General features: G+C 33.0%; 23 protein-coding genes, 1 riboswitch and 1 other annotated feature. All 23 genes read left to right on the forward strand.

Translation table 11 applies throughout. The annotated features are described in order from the left end of the window. The first annotated feature begins 159 nt into the window (after positions 1–159). Positions 160–2,790, forward strand: a complete 2,631-nt coding sequence (polA, locus tag SOJ_RS07015) for a DNA polymerase I (protein WP_002507368.1) — start codon at positions 160–162, stop codon at positions 2,788–2,790. A 15-nt stretch (positions 2,791–2,805) separates the two neighbouring features. Further along, positions 2,806–3,678, forward strand: coding sequence for a bifunctional DNA-formamidopyrimidine glycosylase/DNA-(apurinic or apyrimidinic site) lyase (gene mutM / locus SOJ_RS07020; RefSeq protein ID WP_002507369.1), 873 nt, complete (start codon positions 2,806–2,808; stop codon positions 3,676–3,678). Positions 3,679–3,693: 15 nt separating this feature from the next. After that, the gene (coaE, locus tag SOJ_RS07025; protein WP_002507370.1) at positions 3,694–4,317 is read left to right on the forward strand and encodes a dephospho-CoA kinase; all 624 of its coding nucleotides are present in this window, start codon (positions 3,694–3,696) and stop codon (positions 4,315–4,317) included. Positions 4,318–4,616: 299 nt separating this feature from the next. After that, the gene (gene gap / locus SOJ_RS07030) at positions 4,617–5,642 is read left to right on the forward strand and encodes a type I glyceraldehyde-3-phosphate dehydrogenase (RefSeq protein WP_002507371.1); all 1,026 of its coding nucleotides are present in this window, start codon (positions 4,617–4,619) and stop codon (positions 5,640–5,642) included. Positions 5,643–6,036: 394 nt separating this feature from the next. Continuing rightward, positions 6,037–6,507: a transcriptional regulator NrdR gene (gene nrdR, locus SOJ_RS07035; protein WP_002507372.1), complete on the forward strand. Its 471-nt coding sequence runs from the start codon at positions 6,037–6,039 to the stop codon at positions 6,505–6,507. Then, a complete protein-coding gene (locus SOJ_RS07040) occupies positions 6,508–7,902 on the forward strand; it encodes a replication initiation and membrane attachment family protein (protein WP_002507373.1) in 1,395 nt (464 codons plus the stop codon). After that, on the forward strand, positions 7,903–8,826 hold the full coding sequence (dnaI, locus tag SOJ_RS07045) for a primosomal protein DnaI (RefSeq protein ID WP_002507374.1): 924 nt from the start codon (positions 7,903–7,905) through the stop codon (positions 8,824–8,826). A gap of 339 nt (positions 8,827–9,165) precedes the next feature. After that, positions 9,166–11,103, forward strand: a complete 1,938-nt coding sequence (thrS, locus tag SOJ_RS07050) for a threonine--tRNA ligase (protein ID WP_002507375.1) — start codon at positions 9,166–9,168, stop codon at positions 11,101–11,103. 71 nt (positions 11,104–11,174) lie between these two features. Next, a riboswitch (Lysine riboswitch) is annotated at positions 11,175–11,347 on the forward strand. Between the two features lie 217 nt (positions 11,348–11,564). Continuing rightward, positions 11,565–13,049 carry an amino acid permease gene (locus SOJ_RS07055; RefSeq protein ID WP_002507376.1) on the forward strand — a complete coding sequence of 495 codons (1,485 nt, stop codon included), beginning with the start codon at positions 11,565–11,567 and terminating at the stop codon, positions 13,047–13,049. 61 nt (positions 13,050–13,110) lie between these two features. Next, positions 13,111–13,239: a sequence feature (ribosomal protein L20 leader region), on the forward strand. Between the two features lie 22 nt (positions 13,240–13,261). After that, positions 13,262–13,789, forward strand: a complete 528-nt coding sequence (infC, locus tag SOJ_RS07060) for a translation initiation factor IF-3 (protein ID WP_002507377.1) — start codon at positions 13,262–13,264, stop codon at positions 13,787–13,789. A 26-nt stretch (positions 13,790–13,815) separates the two neighbouring features. Continuing rightward, entirely contained in the window at positions 13,816–14,016 is a 201-nt protein-coding gene (rpmI, locus tag SOJ_RS07065) for a 50S ribosomal protein L35 (RefSeq protein WP_002507378.1), read from the forward strand. A 49-nt stretch (positions 14,017–14,065) separates the two neighbouring features. Further along, entirely contained in the window at positions 14,066–14,422 is a 357-nt protein-coding gene (rplT, locus tag SOJ_RS07070) for a 50S ribosomal protein L20 (RefSeq protein WP_002507379.1), read from the forward strand. A 118-nt stretch (positions 14,423–14,540) separates the two neighbouring features. Continuing rightward, positions 14,541–15,152, forward strand: coding sequence for an NUDIX domain-containing protein (locus SOJ_RS07075; RefSeq protein WP_002507380.1), 612 nt, complete (start codon positions 14,541–14,543; stop codon positions 15,150–15,152). Between the two features lie 12 nt (positions 15,153–15,164). Continuing rightward, a complete protein-coding gene (locus SOJ_RS07080; RefSeq protein ID WP_002507381.1) occupies positions 15,165–16,088 on the forward strand; it encodes a hypothetical protein in 924 nt (307 codons plus the stop codon). A 171-nt stretch (positions 16,089–16,259) separates the two neighbouring features. Continuing rightward, the gene (tig, locus tag SOJ_RS07085) at positions 16,260–17,570 is read left to right on the forward strand and encodes a trigger factor (RefSeq protein WP_002507382.1); all 1,311 of its coding nucleotides are present in this window, start codon (positions 16,260–16,262) and stop codon (positions 17,568–17,570) included. Positions 17,571–17,758: 188 nt separating this feature from the next. Further along, positions 17,759–19,021, forward strand: a complete 1,263-nt coding sequence (clpX, locus tag SOJ_RS07090) for an ATP-dependent Clp protease ATP-binding subunit ClpX (RefSeq protein WP_002507383.1) — start codon at positions 17,759–17,761, stop codon at positions 19,019–19,021. A 149-nt stretch (positions 19,022–19,170) separates the two neighbouring features. Further along, complete coding sequence (gene yihA / locus SOJ_RS07095) at positions 19,171–19,758, forward strand: ribosome biogenesis GTP-binding protein YihA/YsxC (protein WP_002507384.1); 588 nt, start codon at positions 19,171–19,173, stop codon at positions 19,756–19,758. Between the two features lie 171 nt (positions 19,759–19,929). Beyond that, entirely contained in the window at positions 19,930–21,261 is a 1,332-nt protein-coding gene (hemA, locus tag SOJ_RS07100) for a glutamyl-tRNA reductase (RefSeq protein ID WP_002507385.1), read from the forward strand. Between the two features lie 21 nt (positions 21,262–21,282). Further along, positions 21,283–22,119: a cytochrome c biogenesis protein gene (ccsA, locus tag SOJ_RS07105; protein WP_002507386.1), complete on the forward strand. Its 837-nt coding sequence runs from the start codon at positions 21,283–21,285 to the stop codon at positions 22,117–22,119. A gap of 56 nt (positions 22,120–22,175) precedes the next feature. After that, positions 22,176–23,102, forward strand: coding sequence for a hydroxymethylbilane synthase (gene hemC, locus SOJ_RS07110; RefSeq protein ID WP_002507387.1), 927 nt, complete (start codon positions 22,176–22,178; stop codon positions 23,100–23,102). 18 nt (positions 23,103–23,120) lie between these two features. Then, complete coding sequence (locus tag SOJ_RS07115) at positions 23,121–23,807, forward strand: uroporphyrinogen-III synthase (RefSeq protein WP_002507388.1); 687 nt, start codon at positions 23,121–23,123, stop codon at positions 23,805–23,807. Beyond that, complete coding sequence (gene hemB / locus SOJ_RS07120) at positions 23,797–24,774, forward strand: porphobilinogen synthase (RefSeq protein WP_002507389.1); 978 nt, start codon at positions 23,797–23,799, stop codon at positions 24,772–24,774. Before SOJ_RS07115 ends, hemB begins: the two co-directional genes overlap by 11 nt. A gap of 14 nt (positions 24,775–24,788) precedes the next feature. Further along, complete coding sequence (gene hemL, locus SOJ_RS07125) at positions 24,789–26,072, forward strand: glutamate-1-semialdehyde 2,1-aminomutase (protein ID WP_002507390.1); 1,284 nt, start codon at positions 24,789–24,791, stop codon at positions 26,070–26,072. The last annotated feature ends 21 nt before the right edge of the window (positions 26,073–26,093 follow it).

Consider the following 26,093-nt stretch of genomic DNA (forward strand, 5'->3'; position numbering starts at 1 on the left):
TTTTATACAAATTTAAAATAATAGTCGATCTAATTAACTTTATGTTGTTAGGTCGATTTTTTATATTGCAATGAAAACCAGAAGATATGTCGTATCAATACGGGTAGAGTTATAATTTGTGATAAAATGGATAGTAAATATGTGTTGGAGGTTAAAACATTGAATAAATTAATCTTAGTTGATGGTAACAGTCTTAGCTTTAGAGCTTTTTACGCTTTGCCATTGTTACAAAATAAGGCAGGTATTCATACCAATGCCGTGTATGGTTTTGCGATGTTGCTTGAAAAAATTATAAAAGAAGAACAGCCTACACATTTCTTAGTTGCATTCGATGCTGGAAAGACAACGTTCAGACACTCACAATATAGTGAGTATAAAGGTGGACGTCAAAAAACACCGCCTGAATTAAGTGAACAATTTCCTTATATCAGACAATTATTAGATGCTTATCAAATTAAACGTTATGAGTTAGAGAATTATGAAGCGGATGATATTATCGGTACGCTAAGTAAACAAGCAAATGAAGAAAAATTCCAAACAATTATTGTAACTGGTGACCGAGATTTAACACAACTTGCTACAGATGACGTTACAATCTATTACACTAAAAAAGGTGTGACAGATGTTGATCATTACACACCGGAATTTATTGCAGAAAAATATGATGGTTTGGTACCTGAACAAATTATTGATATGAAAGGCTTAATGGGTGACACTTCAGACAATATTCCAGGTGTTGCAGGTGTTGGTGAAAAAACAGCGATTAAATTATTGAAACAATTTTCAAATGTGGAAAATGTCTACGAACATCTAGATGAAGTCTCTGGGAAGAAATTAAAAGAGAAACTTGAAAATAGCAAAGATGATGCCTTAATGAGTAAGGAACTTGCGACAATTAATTGTGAAAGTCCAATTGAAGTATCCCTAAACGAGACTAAATTACAAGAAAACCCAGATACAAATGATAAAATTGAATTGTTTAAAAAATTAGAGTTTAAACAATTGTTAGACCATATAGACGTTGATGGCAGTAGCTCAAGTGTGGAAGAAATGGAAATCAATATAGCAAGTGATTTTGCACAGGTTGATTTTAACAATTTAGACGCTGCATCTATACATTTTGAATTAGATGGTTCTAATTACTTAAAAGATGACATATTAAAGTTTGCTTTATATGATGGCAAGCACCATGTTGTTATTGATGCACATAAGATGCATGATTATCCAGCACTTATTGCATGGTTAGAAGATAGTACTACTGAAAAGAATGTATATGATGCTAAAAAATCATATGTTGTTGCACATAGATTAGATATTGCGATTAAACACATTGTATTTGATGTGATGTTAGCCAGTTATATTATTGACCCATCACGTACAATAGATGATGTCAATTCAGTTGTTACGAATTATGGTCAATATTATGTACAACAAACCATTGCTATTTATGGTAAAGGCAAAAAAAGACAATTGCCTGAAGATGATGTTCTGAATCACCATGTAGCAACCATTATAGAAGCAATTAGTGCAATTAAGCCTAAAATGGCAGAACAACTAGATGAATATAATCAAACAGATTTACTAAATGATTTAGAATTACCATTGGCACGTATTTTAAGTGAAATGGAAGAAACAGGTATTTATACAGTCGCTAATGATTTAAAAGAAATGGAAAAAGAGATTCAAAGTAAACTAGATGTGTTAATAAAAAATATACATGAAGCTGCAGGAGAGCCATTTAATATCAATTCACCAAAACAGTTAGGTGTTGTATTATTTGAAACATTAGAGTTACCTGTAATTAAAAAAACGAAGACAGGTTATTCCACAGCAGTAGATGTGTTAGAACAATTACAAGGTGAACATTCTATTATTGAGCATATCCTTGAGTATAGACAACTTGCTAAATTACAGTCTACGTATGTAGAAGGATTGCAAAAAGTAATCGCTGAGGATAATCGTATCCATACACGCTTTAACCAAACACTTGCACAAACTGGTAGATTGTCATCTATTGATCCTAACCTACAAAATATACCTATTCGTTTAGAAGAAGGTAGAAAAATTAGAAAAGCTTTTAAATCTACAGACGAAAACAATGTCATATTTGCAGCCGATTACTCGCAGATTGAATTAAGAGTATTGGCGCACATCACGCAAGATGAAAGTATGAAACAAGCATTTATTAATGATGAAGATATTCACACAGCTACAGCTATGAAAGTATTCAATGTACAACCAGATGAAGTTGATAGCACGATGCGTAGACAAGCGAAGGCAGTAAATTTCGGAATTGTTTATGGCATAAGTGATTATGGTCTAAGCCAAAGTTTAGGCATAACAAGAAAACAAGCGAAACAATTTATTGATGATTATTTAGATAGTTTCCCTGGAGTTAAACAATATATGGAAGATATTGTTAAAGACTGCAAAGCTCAAGGCTATGTTGAAACTTTATTACATCGTCGCAGATATATACCAGATATCACAAGTAGAAACTTTAATTTGAGAGGTTTTGCAGAAAGAACTGCGATGAATACACCAATTCAAGGTACAGCTGCAGATATTATTAAATTAGCCATGGTTAATTTTGCAAATGAAGTTAAAGAAACAGATTTCCATGCACAACTATTATTACAAGTGCACGATGAATTGATTTTTGAAGTACCTAAAGAAGAAGTAGAAGCGTTTGGAAAATTCATTGAAAAGATTATGGATAATGCGATAGAGTTAGATGTGCCATTAAAAGTTGAATCTAGCTATGGTCAAACATGGTACGATGCAAAATAGAAAGAAGGTATTATATTGCCTGAATTACCAGAAGTAGAACATGTAAAAAGAGGTATTAAACCTTTTGTTAAAGGACAAACAATTGAATCAGTTACTTTTTCTGACAAAGTGCATGAAGGTAAAGCAAACCAACGTGAGACGATAATTAAAGGTTTAGAATTAGATACGTTCAGACGCTTTACTGAGCATTTTACAATTAGTGATATAGATAGACGAAGTAAGTATATCGTTTTCTACTTAGAGAAAAACGGTGAAGAAAGAATACTTATTAGCCATCTAGGTATGGCTGGTGGTTTCTTTGTGGTCGATAAGATAGAGGATATTAGTGTTCCAAATTATCGTAAACATTGGCATGTTATATTTAAATTAAATAATGATAAGTTGCTTGTCTATTCTGATATTCGCCGCTTCGGTGAAATTAGAAATGTGCCATCATTTGAGGCGTATCCCTCATTTTTAGAAATTGCTCCAGAGCCATTTGATGAAGAAGCAATGCCACATTATTTATCATGGTTTAATAAAAAACTTTACCAAAACAAGCCTATTAAGCAAATGATTTTAGATCATCGGGTCATTTCCGGCTGTGGTAACATTTATGCGTGTGAAGCGCTTTTTAGAGCAGGTATCCATCCAGCGCGTCTATCAAAAGAGTTGAATAATCAAGAACGAGAAATATTATTTTATTATGTTCGAGATGTATTAGAAGCGGGTATAAAATATGGTGGAACGAGCATATCTGATTATCGTCATGCAGACGGTAGTACAGGTACGATGCAATTACATCTTAATGTTTATAAACAAAATATATGTAAAGTGTGTGGAAGTGATATTGAAACTCAAGTTATTGCAACGAGAAATAGTCATTTCTGCGCTACATGTCAAAAATAAAGGAAGAGTGATATTATGCCAAAGGTTATAGGACTAACAGGTGGTATCGCATCAGGTAAATCCAGTGTTTCGGAATTATTAACCATACATGGTTTTAAAGTCGTAGATGCAGATGTTGCATCACGCCAAGCAGTAGAAAAAGGTACCAAAGGACTAGAACAAGTTAAAGAAGCATTTGGAGAAGAAGCGATAGATGAAGATGGCAATATGAATCGATCATATGTAGGAGATGTCATATTTAATCATCCAGAGAAAAGATTGGAATTAAATGAAATTATTCATCCTATTGTTAGAGACATCATGGAAGATGAAAAAGAAGCTTATCTTGAGCAAGGCTATAATGTCATTATGGATATTCCGTTATTATTTGAAAATGACTTACAAGATACAGTGGATGAGGTTTGGTTAGTATACACTTCTGAAAGTATTCAAATTGATAGATTGATGGAACGTAATAATTTATCAATGGAAGATGCGAAAGCACGTGTTTATAGTCAAATTTCAATCGATAAAAAACGTAGAATGGCGGATCGTGAAATTGATAACCGTGATACGAAATTAGAATTGAAGCAGAACTTAGAAAGAATGCTTGTAGAAGAAGGCTATATTTACAACAATACTGAAGAAGAAGCGCAGTAAATCATCTTTTTAAGTGAGTTTTTAAATGATAATTATCGTATGCTTGATTTAATATACATTAGTATGGTTTAATAAGTGTATTTTGAAGTACTACTCAACTTATAATCTAAGTTTGAGTAGTACTTTTTTACTATGATTTCAAATTATACAGATGAAATTATCTCGAAAAGGTCTCTTTAAGCTCTTAGGTAAGCGGAATTCAAATTTTTTTGATTTTATTTTAGAAAACGCTTTCTTGTACTTTTATTTATGTTATACTATTTCCATAAAGTATAACACAAAAACAAGGGGTGCTTTGAATGAGGACAAATATTGCAATTAATGGAATGGGTAGAATAGGAAGAATGGTATTAAGAATCGCTTTGAAAAATAAGGATTTAAATGTAGTAGCAATTAATGCGAGCTACCCGCCTGAAACGATTGCCCACCTAATTAATTATGATACAACTCATGGTGCTTACGATTTAAAAGTAGAGCCTATAGAAAATGGGGTCAAAGTCGATAACCATGAGATTAAGCTTGTAGCAGAAAGAAATCCTGAGCACTTACCTTGGGAAGCGCTAAACATCGATATCGTTATTGAGGCTACCGGAAAATTCAATCGTGGAGATAAAGCTGTTGCACATATTAATGCAGGTGCTAAAAAAGTATTGCTCACGGGTCCATCTAAAGGTGGAAAAGTCCAAATGATTGTCAAAGGTGTTAATAATAAACAATTAGATATCGAACAGTATGACATATTTAGCAATGCTTCATGTACGACTAACTGTATTGGCCCGGTTGCTAAAGTATTAAATGATCAATTTGGTATACAAAATGGTTTGATGACAACGGTTCATGCAATTACGAATGATCAAAATAATATAGATAATCCGCATAAAGATTTAAGACGTGCGCGTTCTTGTAATGAAAGTATTATTCCAACTTCAACAGGTGCTGCAAAGGCATTAACAGAAGTACTACCTGAATTAGATGGTAAATTACATGGTATGGCATTAAGAGTGCCAACGAAGAATGTTTCATTAGTAGATTTAGTCGTTGATTTAGACACGAATGTAACGGCTGAACAAGTCAATCAAGCATTTAAAGATAATAACTTAGGCGGTGTGATTGCAACAGAAGATGCACCTTTAGTATCTATGGACTTTAATACAAATCCACATTCAGCAATTATTGATACACAAAGCACAATGATTATGGGTGACAATAAAGTCAAAGTAATCGCTTGGTATGATAACGAATGGGGCTATTCAAATAGGGTTGTAGATGTGGCTGAACAAATAGGTCAATTACTCAAAAATGATGTTGGAGCTGTCACAAATTAAAGTACACATTTATAACATTTAATAATTAACTAATGGATTAAATGCTAAGAATCCACAATGTTTAGACTGTACGACATGATGATAGAAAGTGTTATATATACTCCTTTTGAAGTAATGCACATTGTTAGTGCTTACTTTGAAAGGAGTTTTCAATTTGTCGTTTAAACCTATATACTAGATGATTGTAGAAAAAAGTAATGATGAAATTACTTAGCATGTTAAACTTACTATCATAGAGACGCAATTAGCATGTTAAATTCTATCAATATTTGGAATATTAGTGATAAAAATTACATAATGCAATAAGTATTTTACATGTGTCATAGTGATTCTTTTGTGACATACATATTTATAGTATAATGATAAGTAATCAAAACGAGAGGGTGATAATTCGATGAAATGCCCGAAATGTAATTCGACTCATTCTCGTGTTGTAGACTCTAGACATGCAGATGAAGTTAATGCGATTCGACGTAGAAGAGAATGTGAAAAGTGTAGTACGAGATTCACAACTTTTGAACATATAGAAAAAAGACCACTCATTGTGGTAAAAAAAGATGGTACGCGAGAACAATTTTCACGTGAAAAGATTTTAAATGGATTGGTGCGTTCATGTGAAAAAAGACCAGTCCGTTATCAACAATTAGAAGATATTACGAATAATGTTGAATGGAAGTTACGTGATGAAGGACATGCAGAAATTTCTTCAAGAGAAATTGGAGAGCATGTGATGAATTTACTTATGCACGTAGACCAAGTGTCGTATGTAAGATTTGCATCTGTATATAAAGAGTTTAAGGATGTAGATCAACTATTACAATCTATGCAAGGTATTTTAGCTGGAAATAAACGGAGTGATTCTTAAATGGGGTTACAATCATATGATTATGGTTTGAGACCACATGATAATTTTACTGTTGTGCGCAATTTCTATTTGAACAGTAAGCATTTAGAAATTTTAAATAGATTGTTTACACCAATGATTGGTGCAAATGCAATTGGTTTATATCATTATTTGAATCAGTTTGTTGAATATGAAACGGATTCTGTATTGACGCATTATATAATTATGAGTGAGTTAAAGATTAATTTATTAGAATTTAGAAAAGATATGGACTTATTAGAGGGAATTGGTTTAGTTAAAACATTAGTGAATCATGATGCGCAGCATTCGTCTTTTGTTTATCAGCTTGTCCAACCACCATCAGCAAAACAATTTTTCAGTGATCCAATGTTATCAGTGTATTTGTTTAGTGAAGTAAGCAAACAACGCTATCAACAATTGAAACGCCATTTTGAACATAAAAAGCAAATTGACTTTAGCAAGTATCAAGATGTGACACGAAATTTCACTGATGTGTTTAAAGTACCTAACAAGTCATTAGATGACAATACAAATGAAATCCAAAGTGAAACGGCATATGAAGGTTTAAACTTGTCACAAGTGCACTTTGATTTTGAAACATTATATGATTTATTGCAAAACCACTTTATCAGCACAAAAATTATTGATAAAGAAGCCAAAGCTTTAATTACACAAATCGCGACTTTATATGGTTTGACGCCGGAGCCGATGAAACGTATCATTTTAAAATCGATAACAAGCGCGCAAGAACTTTCGTTTGAAGAATTAAGAAAACATGCAAGAACCTATTATTTGATGGAGCATGAACAACAAATGCCATCTTTAAATATCAAAACTAACAATTATGCAGATAGTACAACTCAAGCTACTCAAGTGCAGAATAACAACCGAACGCAAGATGAGGAAAAATCTGTTACTTGGCTAAAACAATTAGAAGAAACAAGTCCCATAGATATGTTAGCGTCTTGGTCAGAATCTGAACCAACAACACAACAAAAGTATATGATTGAAGAATTAGTAGAACGTGAACAATTGTCATTCGGTGTCATTAATATACTGTTACAATTTGTGATGTTGAAAGAAGATATGAAGCTACCTAAGACTTACATTTTTGAAATAGCATCAAATTGGAAGAAAAAAGGCATCAAAACAGCTGAACAAGCATATAATTATGCGATAAAAGTGAATCAACCTAAGACGGAAAACAAATCATCTAAGTCTTATTATAAACAAAAACAATTAGCATCGAGAGAAATGACACCGAAATGGTTAGAAGAACGAGATAATAAAACAGAAACTGACACTTCAAATAATAATGAAGATGATGAAAAATTGAAGAATGATAGAGAACAGTTTTTAAATCAACTTAAAGATAGATGGAAGGAGGACAAGTAGATGAAACCATTTAATCAAATTATGGGTGATTCAAATGATTTATCAAAAAAAATTGCCAAGATAAAAAAAGATGTCATCAATGATCCAGACGTTAAACAGTTTTTAGAGTCGCATAAAGCTGAACTGACAAATGCGATGATAGATGAAGATTTGAATATTTTACAAGAATATAAAGATCAAGAAAAGCGTTATGATGGTCATAAACTAAAAGACTGTCCCAATTTTGTGACAGGTCATATTCCTGAATTATATATCGAACATAATCATATAAAAATTCGCTATTTACCTTGTCCTTGTAAAATTAAACACGATGAAGAACGGTTTAATAAACATTTAATTACATCGCACCATATGCAACGTGACACACTAGACGCAAAACTTGAAGATATATATATGGATAGAAGAGATCGATTAGATGTCGCAATGGCTGCTAACCAAATTTGTGAAAAAATAACAAATAAAGAGCCCCAAATTAAAGGTTTGTATTTACATGGCCCATTTGGTACTGGTAAATCATTTATCCTTGGTGCAATTGCAAATCAATTAAAAACTGAAAAAATCCCATCTACAATTGTTTATCTACCAGAATTTATCCGTTCACTTAAAGGCGGATTTAAAGATGGTACTTTTGAAACGAAACTCTCTAGAGTAAGAGAAGCAAATATATTAATGTTAGATGATATAGGTGCTGAAGACATTACACCATGGGCAAGAGATGAAGTGATTGGCCCACTGTTACATTATCGTATGGTTCAAGAGTTACCTACATTTTTCAGTTCTAATTTAAGTTTTGAAGAATTAGAATATCATCTCTCTGTCACGCGAGACGGCACAGAAAAAACTAAGTCTGCAAGAATCATGGAAAGAATCAAAACATTATCAACACCATATTTCTTAGAAGGAAAAAATTACAGGAACGATTGAAATCTAAAATAAATGTTGTATAATATAATTAAATCTAAATCATAACAAATGAAATGAAGACGAGATGAATAAGCCACTACTTCACAGAGAACCAGTAAAAGATGAGATGCTGGTAAGTAAGTTTATTCATTACTACTTCATAATTGATGTTGTAATGAACATCCGGCTCAAGACCGTTATCTTACGTAGAGTAAAGTTATTACATCATAACTTTAATTTAGGGTGGTACCGCGAAGACCTCGTCCCTTTTAGGGATGGGGTCTTTTTGTTTTTGAGTCTAATTCAGTATAAACATCATTTCATTTTGATTTAAGTGCTTGAATAAATAGGAGGGTTTTTATGGAGCAAATAAATATTAAATTTCCAGATGGCAATTCAAAAGTGTTTGATAAAGGTACAACTACAGAAGATATTGCACATTCTATAAGTCCAGGATTAAGAAAAAAAGCTGTAGCTGGTAAATTAAATGGACAACTCATTGATTTAACTAGACCAATTGACGAAGATGGCTCAATTGAAATCGTTACACCTGGTTCTGATGAAGCGCTAGAAGTATTACGTCATTCTACTGCACATCTTATGGCACAAGCCTTAAAACGCCTCTATGGTAATGTTCATTTTGGTGTTGGCCCGGTAATTGATGGTGGATTTTATTATGACTTTGATATGGAAGAAAGTATTTCATCAGATGATTTTGAAAAAATAGAAAAAACAATGAAACAAATTGTTAATGAAAACTATCCAATTGAACGTAAAGTGGTTTCTAGAAATGAAGCTAAATCATTTTTCTCAGACGACCCATATAAGCAAGAATTAATCGATGCTATTCCAGAAGATGAAAATGTGACTTTATATTCCCAAGGAGAGTTCACTGATTTATGTCGTGGTGTTCATGTACCATCTACTTCTAAAATAAAAGAATTTAAATTATTATCAACAGCTGGCGCTTATTGGCGTGGAAATAGTGATAATAAAATGTTACAACGTATATACGGCACAGCATTTTTCGATAAAAAAGAATTGAAAGCACATTTGAAAATGTTGGAGGAACGCAAAGAGCGTGATCACCGTAAAATTGGCAAAGATTTAGAACTATTTGCTAACAACCCTTTAGTAGGTGCAGGTTTGCCACTTTGGTTGCCTAACGGTGCTACAATTCGTCGTGAAATTGAACGTTATATTGTAGATAAAGAAGTAAGTATGGGTTATGACCATGTTTATACTCCTGTAATGGCCAACGTTGATTTATATAAAACATCAGGTCATTGGGACCATTATCAAGAAGACATGTTCCCAACAATGAAATTAGATGAACATGAAGAAATGGTCTTAAGACCAATGAACTGTCCGCACCATATGATGATTTATGCAAATAAACCACATTCATATCGTGAATTGCCTATTAGAATTGCTGAATTAGGTACTATGCATCGTTATGAAGCGAGTGGTGCGGTTTCTGGTTTACAACGTGTCCGCGGAATGACATTAAATGATGCGCATATTTTTGTACGTCCGGACCAAATTAAAGAAGAGTTCAAACGTGTTGTAAATTTAATTGTTGATGTATACAAAGATTTCAACTTTGAAAATTATAAGTTCCGTGTAAGTTATAGAGATCCTGAAGATAAAGAAAAATACTTCGATGACGATGACATGTGGAATAAAGCAGAAAGTATGTTAAAAGAAGCGGTAGATGAACTTGGTTTAGATTATGAAGAAGCAGTAGGCGAAGCAGCCTTCTATGGTCCGAAACTTGACGTACAAGTTCAAACTGCTATGGGCAAAGAAGAAACATTATCTACAGCCCAATTAGACTTCTTGTTACCAGAGAAATTTGATTTAACTTATATTGGTAATGATGGAGAACAACATAGACCAGTAGTCATTCACCGTGGTGTAGTATCTACTATGGAACGTTTCGTCGCATTCTTAACTGAAGAAACAAAAGGTGCATTTCCTGCATGGTTAGCACCAAAACAAGTAGAAATTATACCTGTTAACGTTGATTTACATTATGATTATGCTAGACACATTCAAGACGAGCTTAAATCTCAAGGTGTAAGAGTTGAAATTGATGATCGAAATGAAAAAATGGGTTATAAAATTAGAGAAGCACAAATGCAAAAAATACCTTACCAACTCGTTGTAGGGGACAAAGAAGTAGAAAACAATGAAGTAAATGTACGAAAATATGGTTCCCAAGATCAAGAAACGTTAGAAAAAGAAGAATTCATTTGGAATTTACTCGATGAGATTAGATTGAAAAAACAAAGATAGTCTTGAAACTCTTGAAGAAATCATGTATATTACAGAATAGTGAAGTTAGTTCACATTCATATTAAAATTAAATTTGAGTTAGAGGTTGCATTTTCAATGAGTAATTATTCAGAAGCCGAATGGGGCATATGTTGAATAATAGAAAGGTGAAGATGCCGAAACTTGTATTGTCCATTAACTATACAGGTTGGGCCAGTTATCGAAAGAAACTGGACTGTCACATATGTGATGTGCTACCTATATAAATGCTATTATTAAAATGGTTGCATATCTAATAGGTATGCAACCATTTTATTTTTAGTCAAATGATTATCATAAATACGTTAACGGGAAAGAGCGAAAATTATAATTGTTGTGTAATTCATATAGTTAATTACAATGAACTACTGCTCAAACTATAAATAGTATGAATCTTAATCATATAGTAAGTTAACCTCTATATTTAAGGAAGGGAAGCGTCTATGGCAAAACAAGTGAATCAAAATGATGGTGTTCAAAGGGGGCTGAAAGATCGCCATATATCCATGATTGCAATTGGAGGTTGTATTGGGACTGGTTTATTTATGACTTCTGGTGGTGCAATACATGATGCAGGTGGTTTAGGTGCGCTCTTAGCCTTCGCAATCATTGGAGCGATGGTATTCTTCCTCATGACTTCTCTAGGAGAAATGGCAACATATTTACCAGTGTCAGGATCATTTAGTACATATGCTACACGTTTTGTTGATCCATCTCTAGGATTCGCATTAGGTTGGAACTATTGGTTTAACTGGGTAATTACTGTTGCAGCCGATGTAACGATTGCTGCACAAGTAATACAGTATTGGACACCAATGTCAGGTATTCCAGCTTGGAGTTGGAGCTGTCTATTCTTAATTATTATATTTGGACTGAATGCATTGTCCGTTAGAGTATTTGGCGAAAGTGAATATTGGTTTGCTTTGATTAAAGTAGTTACTGTGATTATCTTTATTGCAATCGGTTTATTGACAATAGTTGGTATCATGGGTGGAGAGTTTGTTGGTTTTGACACGTTCACTCAAGGTAGTGGTCCTATTTTAGGTGATGGCTTTGGAGGAAGTATCTTAGCGATTTTAGGTGTGTTCTTGGTAGCAGGCTTTTCATTCCAAGGTACTGAACTTATTGGTATTACAGCAGGAGAGTCTGAAAATCCAGAGCGCGCGGTTCCTAAGGCAATTAAACAAGTATTCTGGAGAATATTGATATTCTATATTCTTGCAATCTTTGTAATTGGTATGTTGATACCATACGATAGTCCATCACTTATGGGTGGCGGAGATGATATTTCAACTTCACCATTTACACTTGTATTCCAAAATGCAGGGCTAGCATTTGCAGCCTCATTCATGAATGCTGTTATACTGACTTCGGTATTATCAGCAGGTAACTCAGGTATGTATGCTTCAACACGTATGCTATATTCAATGAGTAAAGATAAGCTTGCATATCCTATATTTGGTAAAACAAATAGAAGTGGTGTACCGTATGTATCATTACTCGCTACAGCAGTAATCGTAGTAATTATCTTTGTATTACAACATTTAAGCGGTGACGCTTATGAATATATCGTTGCTGCAAGTGGTCTGACTGGTTTTATTGCATGGGTTGGTATTGCAGTCAGTCATTACAGATTTAGAAAAGCTTTTGATAAACAAAACTATGATAAATCAAAATTAAAATATAAAGCTAAATTATTCCCATTTGGGCCTATTTTTGCAGGTATCTTGTGTGTACTTGTAATTATTGGACAAGATGTTGATTTCATCCAATCAGGAGATTTTGATCTCAATAGATTTGTTATCACATATATGGGTATTCCAGTATTCTTAGCATTCTTCATTTATCATAAACTACGTTATAAAACAAAAATAATACCATTAGAACAAGTGGATTTAAGACAAAATGTTAAAATGGATGATAAATAAATAGAAAAGCTGTTGACTTGCTAATGAATTGTTGCTAAGATAGGTAATGTTGAATACGAAACGAACCAAGTAGAAGCTCCCGCTTCTCACCTGTTGCGACACTAATAGTAGTTGGCAGGTCTATATACATACGACATTGTTGTGTGTAAAGAAGAGCGGGTATATTATATACTCGCTCTTTTTCTTGGGATAATTTCGTAAAAATCTTGGAGGTGTCAACCATAGCAAAAGATCAGACTCAAGTTAACGAAAAGATTCGTGCAAAAGAATTACGTTTAATCGGACATGACGGAGAACAGATCGGTATTAAATCTAAAGCAGAAGCTTTAGAAATGGCAGAGCGCGTAGAACTCGATGTAGTTATTATGTCGCCTAACGCTAAACCACCTGTTGCAAAAATCATGGATTATGGTAAGTACAAATTCGAACAACAGAAAAAAGAAAAAGAAATGAAGAAGAAACAAAAAGTTATTAACCTTAAAGAAATTCGTTTAAGTCCAACAATTGAGGAACATGATTTCCAAACTAAATTGAAGAACGGACGTAAATTCTTAGAAAAAGGCGACAAATGTAAAGTTTCAATTCGTTTCAGAGGGCGTGCTATTACGCATAAAGAAATTGGTCAACGCGTATTAGAAAAATTTGCAGAAGAATGTAAAGATATCGCTACAATTGGGCAAAGACCTAAAATGGATGGACGCCAAATGTTCATCATGCTCAACCCACTTAACGAAAAATAAAAAGATACTACAGGAGGAATTGAATCATGCCTAAAATGAAAACACACCGTGGAGCAGCAAAACGTGTTAAAAGAACTGGTTCAGGTAAATTAAAACGTTCTAGAGCTTTCACTTCACATATGTTTGCAAACAAAACAACTAAACAAAAACGTAAATTACGTAAAGCTTCATTAGTGAGCAAATCAGATATGAAACGCGTTAAACAATTATTAGCTTATAAAAAATAAGTAACGACAGATAAAAAAAGATTGAAGATATTTTGAGGAGGAATTTATTATGCCACGTGTTAAAGGTGGAACGGTAACAAGAGCTCGTCGTAAAAAGACGATTAAATTAGCTAAAGGTTACTTTGGTTCAAAAAGAACTTTATATAAAGTAGCAAAACAACAAGTAATGAAATCAGGACAGTACGCATTCCGCGACCGTCGTCAAAGAAAACGTGATTTCCGTAGATTATGGATTACACGTATTAATGGAGCTGCACGTCAACATGACATGAGCTATTCAAGATTAATGAACGGTTTGAAAAAAGCTGGAATCGATGTTAACCGTAAAATGCTTTCTGAAATTGCTATTTCAGATGAAAAAGCTTTCGGTGAATTAGTTGCTAAAGCTAAAGACGCTTTAAAATAATTCTCAAATAAAGAGATGTACAATTCGTACATCTCTTTATTTTTGTATCTATTAACGTTTTGATAAATAACTATCATTTGATAAAATGGCTTAGAAGCCATATATGAAGGAGAAATTTATGTCTAAATTTGATGAAATGATTACGGTAGTACCAAGAACAATTTTATTTAATAGTGAAAAGAATCAATTTAACGGTTTTCTTGATAAAAATTCTGAAAAGGGTCAAGATATCTTTGACGCACTTTCAAAGTATGAAATTAAGCGTCGTGGAGATATGGAGGAAGATCCGACATATAAACAATTGGTATCTTATTGTATTTTAGAAAATGAGAACGATGAAATTTTAGTGTATGAGAGATTAGCAGGTGGTGGAGAATCACGTTTGCATGGTCAATCTTCAATAGGTGTCGGTGGACATATGAACGATGTGAAAGGTGCTGAATCTATTAATGAAGTATTGCGTATTAATGCACAAAGAGAACTTGAAGAAGAAGTAGGTCTGTCAGATAGTAAATCACAAAATTTAGCATACATAGGTTTTATTAATGATGATACAAATGAAGTTGGCGAAGTTCATTTAGGTGTAGTGTTCAAAATTAAAGTGAATAGTAATGATGTTGAAGCTAAAGAAACAGATACCTTAAAAATAAAATGGGTGAATCAAAGTAAAATAGATAATTATGATGATTTTGAAACATGGAGTACGTTAATATTACAGTCAATACAATAGAGGTGCATAAAAATGTCTGATATCATTCCCTTTCCACGTTCAAAAGATAAACTAATAAGAGAAATCAAACAATCTTTTAACAATAATGAATTAGATCAAATGTATGACCTGTTTGAAGATTTTGAAAAACAATTTGAATTAGATGAGCAAATGTCTCTATTGAAATGTGCCATGTTATACAAAATGGGACATTATCTTGAACTGCGTGAAGAAGCTATCATTTTACTGAAACAAGGTATTACTAAGTATGATGACCTTATGGTTTATTATGTAAAAAGTTTAAACGGGTTAGGACAATATTTTGAAGTCGTTGACGTCATTAATCAAATTATTGATGAAGTCAATGATCATAAAACGAGAATGGAACTATTTCCATTAAAAGAATATGCCCTAAGTCAAATTGATAAACATAATGCGCATGCAGCAGAAATGCTCCGTGATTTTGAGTCGTTGTCATTGCGTGAACAAATTAGTACAATCTTAACTTTAATAGATCATAATCAGTATCGTTATCAAGAAACAGTGGTAAATATTATTAATGAAATTGAACTTGAACCGAATGTTGTGAGTATAATGCTTGAATATTTACGTTTTGCCGGATACAATCAAAACATTCGTGTTCAGAAATTTGGTTATACAGTTGAAGTGAATCCAAATCATCTTTCTGGTCTTGAACAAACGCTATTTAAGATTAAAATTATTCCAGAAGTCATTAAGCAAATGGAAGATGATGCAGCACAAATTGTAGAAGAAGCACTTCATCTTATGAACAACCATGCTATTTTACTTTACCCGTTAGATATAGAGAGCATAGCATCTGAAAATGAATGGATTGAAGCTTACACAAACTATTTCAAATCAATGTTAGGTTTAGAAAGCTTAGACACAACTAATACTATTGTTAATTTAATTACTTCAATTGATATGCATGAATAATTAATGTTTAAATTTTTGGGTAATTAATAATAGTAGTAAAATAATAATTAAATTAATTTCAATTATTCATTCAATATTATTTGTAAACTCAGTGTTTGTGTAGAGCATTGACGTATGATATAATAATGAAGTTGAAAAAATAAAATAGGATATTCATGGAGGTTTTTATACATGACAGCAACTTGGGAAAAAAAGGAAGGTAACGAAGGAGTATTAACCGTTACAGTTCCAGCAGAAAAAGTAGACAAAGCAATTGATCAAGCTTTCAAAAAAGTAGTTAAACAAATAAACGTGCCAGGTTTCCGTAAAGGGAAAGTACCTCGCCAAATTTTTGAACAACGCTTTGGCGTAGAAGCACTATATCAAGATGCCGTTGATATCTTATTACCAGAAGCTTATGGTGAAGCTATTGACGAAACTGGAATTAAACCAGTTGATCAACCAGAAATCAATGTAACTACAATGGAAAAAGGTAGCGATATGACATTCGAAGCGAGTGTAGTAGTTGAACCTGAAATTGAGTTAGGAGACTATAAAGGTCTTGAAATTGAAAAACAAAATGTTGAATTAACTGAAGAAGAATTACAAGAATCAATTGATCACCAATTAGGTCACTTAGCTGAAATGGTAGTTAAAGAAGATGGTGCTGTTGAAGATGGTGACACAGTTAACATCGACTTTGATGGTTACGTTGACGGCGAACAATTTGAAGGTGGACAAGCTGAAGGCTATGACCTTGAAATTGGTTCAGGTTCATTTATTCCAGGATTCGAAGAACAATTAGTTGGTGTTAAAATTGGAGAAGAAAAAGATGTTACTGTAACTTTCCCAGAAGAATACCATGCTGAAGAATTAGCTGGAAAAGAAGCTACTTTCAAAGCTAAAGTAAATGAAATTAAATATAAAGACGTTCCAGAACTAACAGATGAGATTGCGAATGAATTAGACGCAGAAGCAAACACTGTTGATGAATACAAAGAAAACTTACGTAAAAAACTAACTGAGCAAAAAGAAACTGACGCTGAGAATAATCAAAAAGAAGAAGCAATTAGCAAAGCATCAAATAATGCTTCGGTTGAAATTCCAGACGCTATGATTAACACTGAGTTAGATCGTATGGTTCAAGAATTTGGACAACGTATGCAACAACAAGGTCTTAATTTAGAAACTTATTACCAAATTTCTGGTCAAGATGAATCGCAATTAAGAGAACAAATGAAAGATGATGCAGAAGAACGTGTTAAAACAAACTTAACATTAACTGCTATTGCTGATGCAGAAGAAATTGAAGTAACTGAAGCTGATATCGATAAAGAATTAGAAAAAATGAGTGGACAATTTAATATGTCAGTAGAAGATATTAAACAAACACTTGGTAATACTGATATCGTAAAAAATGATGTTCGTATCCAAAATGTTATCGATTTATTAGTTAAAGAAGCAAAATTAGTAGAACCATCTAAAGATGACACTGAAGCGTAACTAAATATAAAAAGAGCAAATTATTTTGTGAATTATATGTTGGTCGTTTAATATAGTAAACCAGTAGCAGATGCATTCAAATAATGTATCTGCTACACTATTTTTAAAGCAAATAACTTGTGAAAGTTGTAAGTTGCATATTAAAATGCTATTTAGTATAGTCTTTAGGGAATAGGGGTGTAAATAGAATGTTCAAATTCAACGAAGATGAAGAAAATTTAAAATGTTCTTTCTGTGGCAAAGACCAAGATCAAGTTAAAAAGTTAGTTGCAGGAAGTGGCGTTTATATTTGTAATGAGTGTATTGAGTTATGTTCAGAAATTGTAGAAGAAGAATTAGCTCAATCGGAACCTGAAGGGTTAACTGAATTACCAACTCCAAAAGAAATTATGAACCAATTGAATGATTATGTAATCGGTCAAGAAAAGGCTAAGAAATCATTAGCTGTAGCTGTTTACAATCATTATAAACGTGTACAGAATTTAGGACCAAATGAAGATGAAGTTGAATTACAAAAAAGTAATATCGCTTTAATTGGACCTACTGGTAGTGGTAAAACACTTTTAGCACAAACATTAGCTAGAACATTAGATGTACCTTTTGCAATTGCTGATGCTACAAGTTTAACTGAAGCTGGTTACGTAGGTGACGATGTTGAAAACATCTTACTACGCTTAATGCAAGCAGCTGATTTTGATATTGATAAAGCTGAAAAGGGTATTATTTATGTCGATGAAATTGACAAAATAGCTAGAAAATCAGAAAATACATCTATTACTCGTGATGTATCTGGTGAAGGTGTACAACAAGCACTGCTTAAAATATTAGAAGGTACAACTGCAAGCGTACCACCACAAGGCGGTCGTAAGCATCCTAACCAAGAGTTAATTCAAATTGACACAACTAACATTTTATTTGTTCTTGGTGGTGCCTTTGATGGTATAGATGAAGTAATTAAACGTAGATTAGGTGAGAAAGTGATCGGATTTGCAAGTAGTGAAGCTTCAAAATATGATGAAGATGCAATACTTGAACAAATCAGACCTGAAGATTTACAATCTTACGGTTTGATTCCAGAATTTATCGGTCGTGTTCCTATTGTTGCTAACTTAGAAACATTAGATGTAGACGCCCTGAAAAATATTCTAACTCAGCCTAAAAATGCTTTAGTGAAACAATATACTAAAATGTTAGAGCTTGATGATGTAGAGTTGGTATTTACTGACGAAGCATTATCTGCAATCAGTGATAAAGCAATTGAACGTAAAACAGGCGCACGTGGTCTTCGTTCAATTATAGAAGAAGCGTTAATTGATATTATGTATGACGTGCCTTCATCTGAAGGTGTTGTAAAAGTCGTGATTACAGAAGAAACAATTAATGAAGAAAAAAATCCTGAACTATACGATAAAGAAGGCAACCTTGTAAACAAGGAACAAACTTCTGCTTAAATTAGGTGAATCGAATGCCCTAAGTTGTATATATGCAACTTAGGGCATTTATTTTTAAAAATAAAGTATAGGTAAAATAAAAATACATATTCATATAAGTCATAGTGTAATATAATAAACAATGAGTTAAGAAGAAAAGAGGGACGATAATGAAAGTTAATCCTAATGAAATAGAATTATTAATTAGTGCAGTAAAACCGGAACAGTATCCAGAAACCGGTTTAAGTGAAGTTGGCCTAAGTGGTAGATCTAACGTAGGTAAGTCAACGTTTATCAATAGTATGATTGGTCGAAAGAATATGGCAAGAACATCCCAACGACCTGGTAAGACACAAACACTTAATTTCTATAATATAGATAATCAACTTGTATTTGTTGATGTGCCTGGTTATGGCTATGCGAAAGTAAGCAAATCGCAACGTGAAGCATTTGGTAAAATGATTGAAAGATATATTTCACAAAGAGAATCATTGAAGCTTGTAATTCAACTTGTTGATTTACGACATAACCCAACAGAAGACGATATTATTATGTACAATTATCTTAAATACTATGAAATTCCAACACTAGTTGTAGCTACGAAAGAAGATAAAATTGCTAAGGGTAAAGTACAGAAGCATTTAGCGAAGATTCAGCAAAAATTAGAAATGGAAGCTGAGGACGAGATTATAAGCTATTCTTCAATTAAAAAAGATAAACAACAAAAAATATGGGATATGATTGAAAGTTATTTGTAATCATTACATTGAAGAAATATGTTTTGCTATAAATAGGTTGAATTTAGTATAATTATGTCAACATTTTGAATGTAAATTAGAAGAATTATAATTTACTCGAGCAAGATGGTTAACTCATGTCGTAATTGTGTTATAATTTACTTATTGTAATATGTATGGAGGGCGTTATAAATGCATTTAATTGCGGTTAGCATAAATCATCGTACAGCAGATGTAGCATTGAGAGAAAAAGTTGCTTTTAAAGATGATGCCATACGTTCAGCCAATGTTGATTTATTTGAAACAAAATCTATTTTAGAAAATGTTATATTATCAACTTGTAATCGCACAGAAGTATACGCAGTTGCGGATCAAATTCATACAGGTCGTTATTATATACAACGATTTTTAGCGAGATCTTTTGGATTTGATGTTGAAGATATTAAAGAAATGACTGAAGTAAAAGTGGGGGACGACGCAGTAAATCATTTATTGCATGTTACTTCAGGCTTAGATTCTGTTGTTCTTGGTGAAACTCAAATTCTTGGACAAATTAGAGATGCATTCTTATTAGCTCAAGAAGAAGATACAACAGGTACTATATTTAATCATCTTTTCAAACAAGCAATTACTTTTGCGAAAAAAGCTCATAATGAAACAGATATTGCAGACAATGCAGTAAGTGTTTCTTATGCGGCTGTTGAACTAAGCAAAAAAGTATTTGGCAAAATTGACAACAAGCAAGCTTTGATTATTGGTGCAGGGGATATGAGTGAATTGTCACTCTTGAATTTAATTGGTTCAGGTGTCACAGATATTACAGTTGTTAATAGAACATTGAGTAAAGCTCAAAAATTAGCAATGAAACATCATGTGAAATTTGAATCAATGGAATCATTACCAAAACTTTTAGCTAATGTGGACATTGTTATCAGTTCAACAAGTTCAGACGAATATATTGTGACAAATGATATGATGCGTTCTATTTCAACAGAACGTAAAAGTGGTTCACTTGTTTTAATAGATATTGCTGTTCCAAGAGACATAGAACCTAATATTAATACAGTTCAAGATGTATTTAATTATGATGTAGATGACTTGAAAGGATTAGTGGATGCTAATCTTAGAGAACGTCAAATAGCAGCAAATGACATTATGCAACGTATCCCTGGTGAGATTGTAGCACATAACGAATGGGTAAGTATGTTAGGTGTTGTACCTGTTATTCGTGCCTTAAGAGAAAAAGCTATGAATATACAGGAAGATACTATGAATAGTATTGATAGAAAATTGCCTGCACTCAGTGAGAGAGAACGTAAAATCATTTCAAAACATACTAAAAGTATCATAAATCAAATGTTGAAAGATCCAATCAAACAAGCAAAAGAATTGAGTAATGATAGAAATAGTAACGAAAAATTAGAGCTGTTTCAAAACATTTTTGACATTGAAGCTGAACAAGCTTATGAACCTAAAAAAAGAAGAAGTGAAGTGCCAACTAGTCAAATATTAAGTTTTGAATAAGCATATGCAAATGGTGATAATATGCAAGAATTTTCATTTATAAGATTAAATGAACTTATATTATTAATTTATTTATTTAGTATTGCTTGTTACTTTTTTGATTTTGTGAAAAAGCATTATAAAGTTAGAAAAATTGGTTTTGTTACATTAGGGATTGTTTGGGTGTTACAAACAATCTCTTTATCTATTTATGCTAATGTAACGAAACAAATTCCATTAGGTAATGTTTTTGATGTATTTTTTGCATTAGCTTGGTTGATTATTTCTATTTCTATAGTGATTAGTGTGATCAAGCAAATAAATTTTTCGATATTTTTATTTAATTTAATTGGTTTTGTATTAATTGCTATAAATACGTTTCAACCTATGCATTATCAGAGTGCAGGAGATAAATTAAGTATTATAAACGAATTGTTAATAGTACATATTGCCTTTGCAATTATAAGTTATGCCCTGTTTGCTTTTGCATTTGTTAATTGTATATTATATTTAATACAGTATAAAAATTTAAAGCAAAAAAGATTTAATCAAAAATATTTTAGAATCGGTAGTGTAGCTACACTAGAACAAGTTGTGTTTTATAGTAGTCTAATCGGTTTTATATTTATCATATTAAGTATCATATTAGGTACACAATGGGGTATAAATACTTTAGGATTACACATATTGAATGATCCCAAAGTAGTGATGTCTATAATTATTGCATTGCTTTATGGTATATATATCATCTTTAGAGTAAGACATACGTTAAGCAAACATAATTTGATTTATTTTAATCTCAGCTTATTTTGCTTAAGTATGATTAATTTGATTTTTGCTTCTCATATATCCGATTTTCATCAATGGACAGGAATATGATTACAGATAGAAAAGGTTAATTGTTAAATATAGTCATTTCTAGGAGGTTGCGCCTGATGCGTAAGTTAATCGTTGGTTCACGTAGAAGTAAGTTAGCTATAACACAAAGCCAACAATTTATTGAAAAATTAAAAGCTGTTGATCCAGAATTAGATATTGAAATTAAAGAAATAGTAACAAAAGGTGACCGTATTATAGATAAACAATTATCTAAAGTAGGCGGTAAAGGGCTGTTTGTAAAAGAAATTCAAAATGAATTATTTGATCATGGTATAGATATGGCGATACATTCCTTAAAAGATGTGCCTAGCGTCATACCGGAAGGATTAACTCTAGGTTGCATACCAGATCGTGAAAATCCATATGATGCGTACATTGCTAAGAATCATGTCCCTTTACATGAACTTCCTGATAATAGTATCGTAGGTACAAGTTCTTTACGCCGTGGTGCTCAAATACTTGCGAAATATCCTAAATTACAAATAAAATGGATACGAGGCAACATTGATACACGTTTAAGTAAGTTAGAAACTGAAGACTTTGATGCAATTTTACTTGCAGCTGCCGGTTTGAAACGTATGGGCTGGTCAGATGATATCGTGACAACTTATTTAGATAAAGAGACTTTAATACCAGCCATTGGACAAGGCGCATTAGGTATTGAATGTCGTGCGGATGATGAAGAGCTATTAGCATTACTTAAGCAGGTTCACAATGAAGATGTAGCGGATTGTGTTACTGCTGAGAGAACATTCTTAGAGCGTATGAACGGCAGTTGCCAAGTTCCAATCGGCGGCTATGCTACGAAAAGTAATGATGGTACCATCGAATTCACAGGCTTAATTATGTCTCCAGACGGTAAAGAACGTTATGAGCATACTGAGCGTGGAGAGAATCCAGTTGAAATCGGTGAAAAAGTAACTGAAGTTTTAAATGCACAAGGTGCATATGAAATAATAAAGGCACTAAACGAAGAACAATAATCGTTTGAGGTGAAAATAATGAGACCAGTGATAGTAATGACACAAACTAGTGAATTTAACAAAGAAGATACATGTATTCTACACAAGCCCTTCATAGATGTAGAGCCTTTATCCTTTGATTTGAATTTGCTAGATGTTAACTATGACTGGCTTATTTTTTCGTCTAAAAAAGCTGTGAAACATTTTCAATCATATTTACATAAGTTAAATATACAAAAAATTGCAGTAATTGGTGAAAAAACTGCTGATTATTGCAAAACTTTAGGTCTAGATGTTTCGTTTTGTCCCACAGATTATTCACAAGAAGGTTTTCTTGAGGAGTTTGAAGCGGTAAAAGGCAGTCGCATTTTACTACCATCAAGCGCAGCAGCAAGAACTTTATTACAAAATGGTTTAAAACAGCAAGGTTATTTAGTTAGAAAAATTGACTTATATAAACCTGTTCCACATACTGAGAATATAAATGAAGTCTTAAATCTCATAGCTGAAAATAAAGTAGATGCTATTACTTTTGCGAGTTCCTCAGCTGTGCGATATTTTTTTGAAAGTCATCACTATATACCTTTTAATAATTATTTTGTCATTGGTCAACAAACATTGGACACATTAAATACATTTAATGTTCAGGGCACGATGGCAGAAATTCAAACCTTAGAATCATTAATTCAAAAAACTTTAGAAAGTTGGGAAGATAATGCAATTTGATAGACACAGAAGATTACGTAGTAGTAAATCACTAAGAAACATGGTGAGTGAAACGCACGTTCGCAAAGAAGATTTAATTTATCCAATCTTTGTAGTTGAACGTGATAATGTGAAAACAGAAATTAAATCTATGCCTGGCATTTACCAAATTAGTTTAAATTTATTAGGTGAAGAAATTAAAGAAGCGTATGAATTAGGTATAAGAGGCATCATGTTTTTTGGTGTGCCAAATGAAAAAGATGAAGTTGGTACAGGTGCTTATGATCATAACGGCATCATTCAAGAAGCAACAAGAAAAGCGAAGTCTATGTACAATGACTTATTAATCATTGCGGATACGTGTTTATGTGAATATACAGACCATGGTCACTGTGGTGTGATTAATCATGAGACGAAAGATGTTGATAATGATAAGTCACTACCATTACTTGTTAAGACTGCAATTTCTCAAGTTGAAGCTGGTGCTGACATTATTGCGCCAAGTAACATGATGGACGGATTCGTTGCTGAAATTAGAGCGGGTCTAGATGAAGCTGGTTATTATAATGTGCCAATTATGAGTTATGGCATTAAATATTCTTCTAGCTTCTTCGGTCCATTCCGTGATGCAGCAGAATCTGCACCACAGTTTGGTGATCGCAAAACATATCAAATGGATCCTGCAAATAGAAGAGAAGCACTTAGAGAGCTTGATAGTGATTTAAACGAAGGAGCAGACATGATGATTGTTAAACCTGCTCTAAGTTTCTTAGATATCATTAGAGATGTTCGAAATACTACAAACATACCTGTAGTCGCTTATAATGTAAGTGGAGAATATAGCATGACAAAAGCAGCAGCGCTAAATGGCTGGATTGATGAAAAAGCGGTAGTTATGGAACAAATGATTTCAATGAAGCGTGCAGGCGCAGATTTAATTATTACGTATTTTTCAAAAGATATTTGTAGATATATTGATGAACAATAAGGAGGTTATTTAGAATGCGTTATACAAATTCTGAAAAAGCGATGGTAAAAGCTGAACAATTGATGCCTGGCGGTGTCAATAGTCCAGTAAGAGCTTTCAAATCAGTAGATACACCAGCAATATTTATGGACCATGGTGAAGGTTCAAGAATATATGATATTGATGGTAATGAATACATCGATTACGTTCTAAGTTGGGGACCATTAATTTTAGGACATAAAAACAAGCAGGTAATTGATAAAATTCATGAATCAGTGGATAAAGGGACAAGTTTCGGTGCTTCCACACTCCAAGAAAATAAATTAGCCGAACTCGTTATTAATCGTGTGCCATCTATTGAAAAAATACGTATGGTGTCATCTGGTACTGAAGCAACACTTGATACATTACGCTTAGCACGTGGTTATACTGGTCGTAATAAAATTATTAAATTTATCGGTTGTTATCATGGTCATAGTGACTCACTATTAATCAAAGCAGGGTCTGGCGTCGCAACACTTGGTTTACCTGATTCTCCAGGTGTGCCTGAAGGTATTGCAAAAAATACAATCACAGTCCCATATAATGACTTAGATGCGCTAAAAGTCGCATTTGAAGAATTTGGAGACGATATTGCGGGTGTTATAGTAGAACCTGTAGCTGGTAATATGGGCGTTGTACCTCCAGTTGAAGGATTTTTACAAGGCTTAAGAGACATCACTACAGAATATGGTTCATTGCTTATTTTTGATGAAGTGATGACAGGGTTTAGAGTTGGATACAATTGTGCGCAAGGTTACTTTAATGTAACACCAGATTTAACTTGTTTAGGTAAAGTAATCGGTGGTGGCTTGCCTGTTGGTGCTATTGGTGGTAAGAAAGAAATTATGGATCAAATTGCGCCAGCTGGTGATATTTATCAAGCTGGTACGTTATCAGGGAATCCATTAGCTATGACAAGTGGTTATGAAACACTAAGTCAATTAACTCCTGAGTCATATGATTATTTTAATAAATTAGGAGACAAATTAGAAGAAGGTTTGAAAGAGGTCTTTGCAAAACATCATGTGCCAATCACTGTAAATCGTGCTGGTTCTATGATAGGATATTTCTTAAATGCAGGGCCGGTTACAAACTTTGAACAAGCAAATAAGAGCGATTTAGAATTGTTTAGTCAAATGTATAGAGAAATGGCAAAAGAAGGCGTATTCTTACCGCCTTCCCAATTTGAAGGAACATTTCTTTCAACAGCGCATACAGAAGCTGATATTGAACAAACAATACAAGCATTTGATACTGCTCTAAGTCGAATTGTATAAAGTTTATTTTTAGCCCGAACA

The sequence above is a fragment of the Staphylococcus sp. OJ82 genome (assembly GCF_000294465.1).
In the GTDB taxonomy this organism is placed as follows: domain Bacteria; phylum Bacillota; class Bacilli; order Staphylococcales; family Staphylococcaceae; genus Staphylococcus; species Staphylococcus equorum.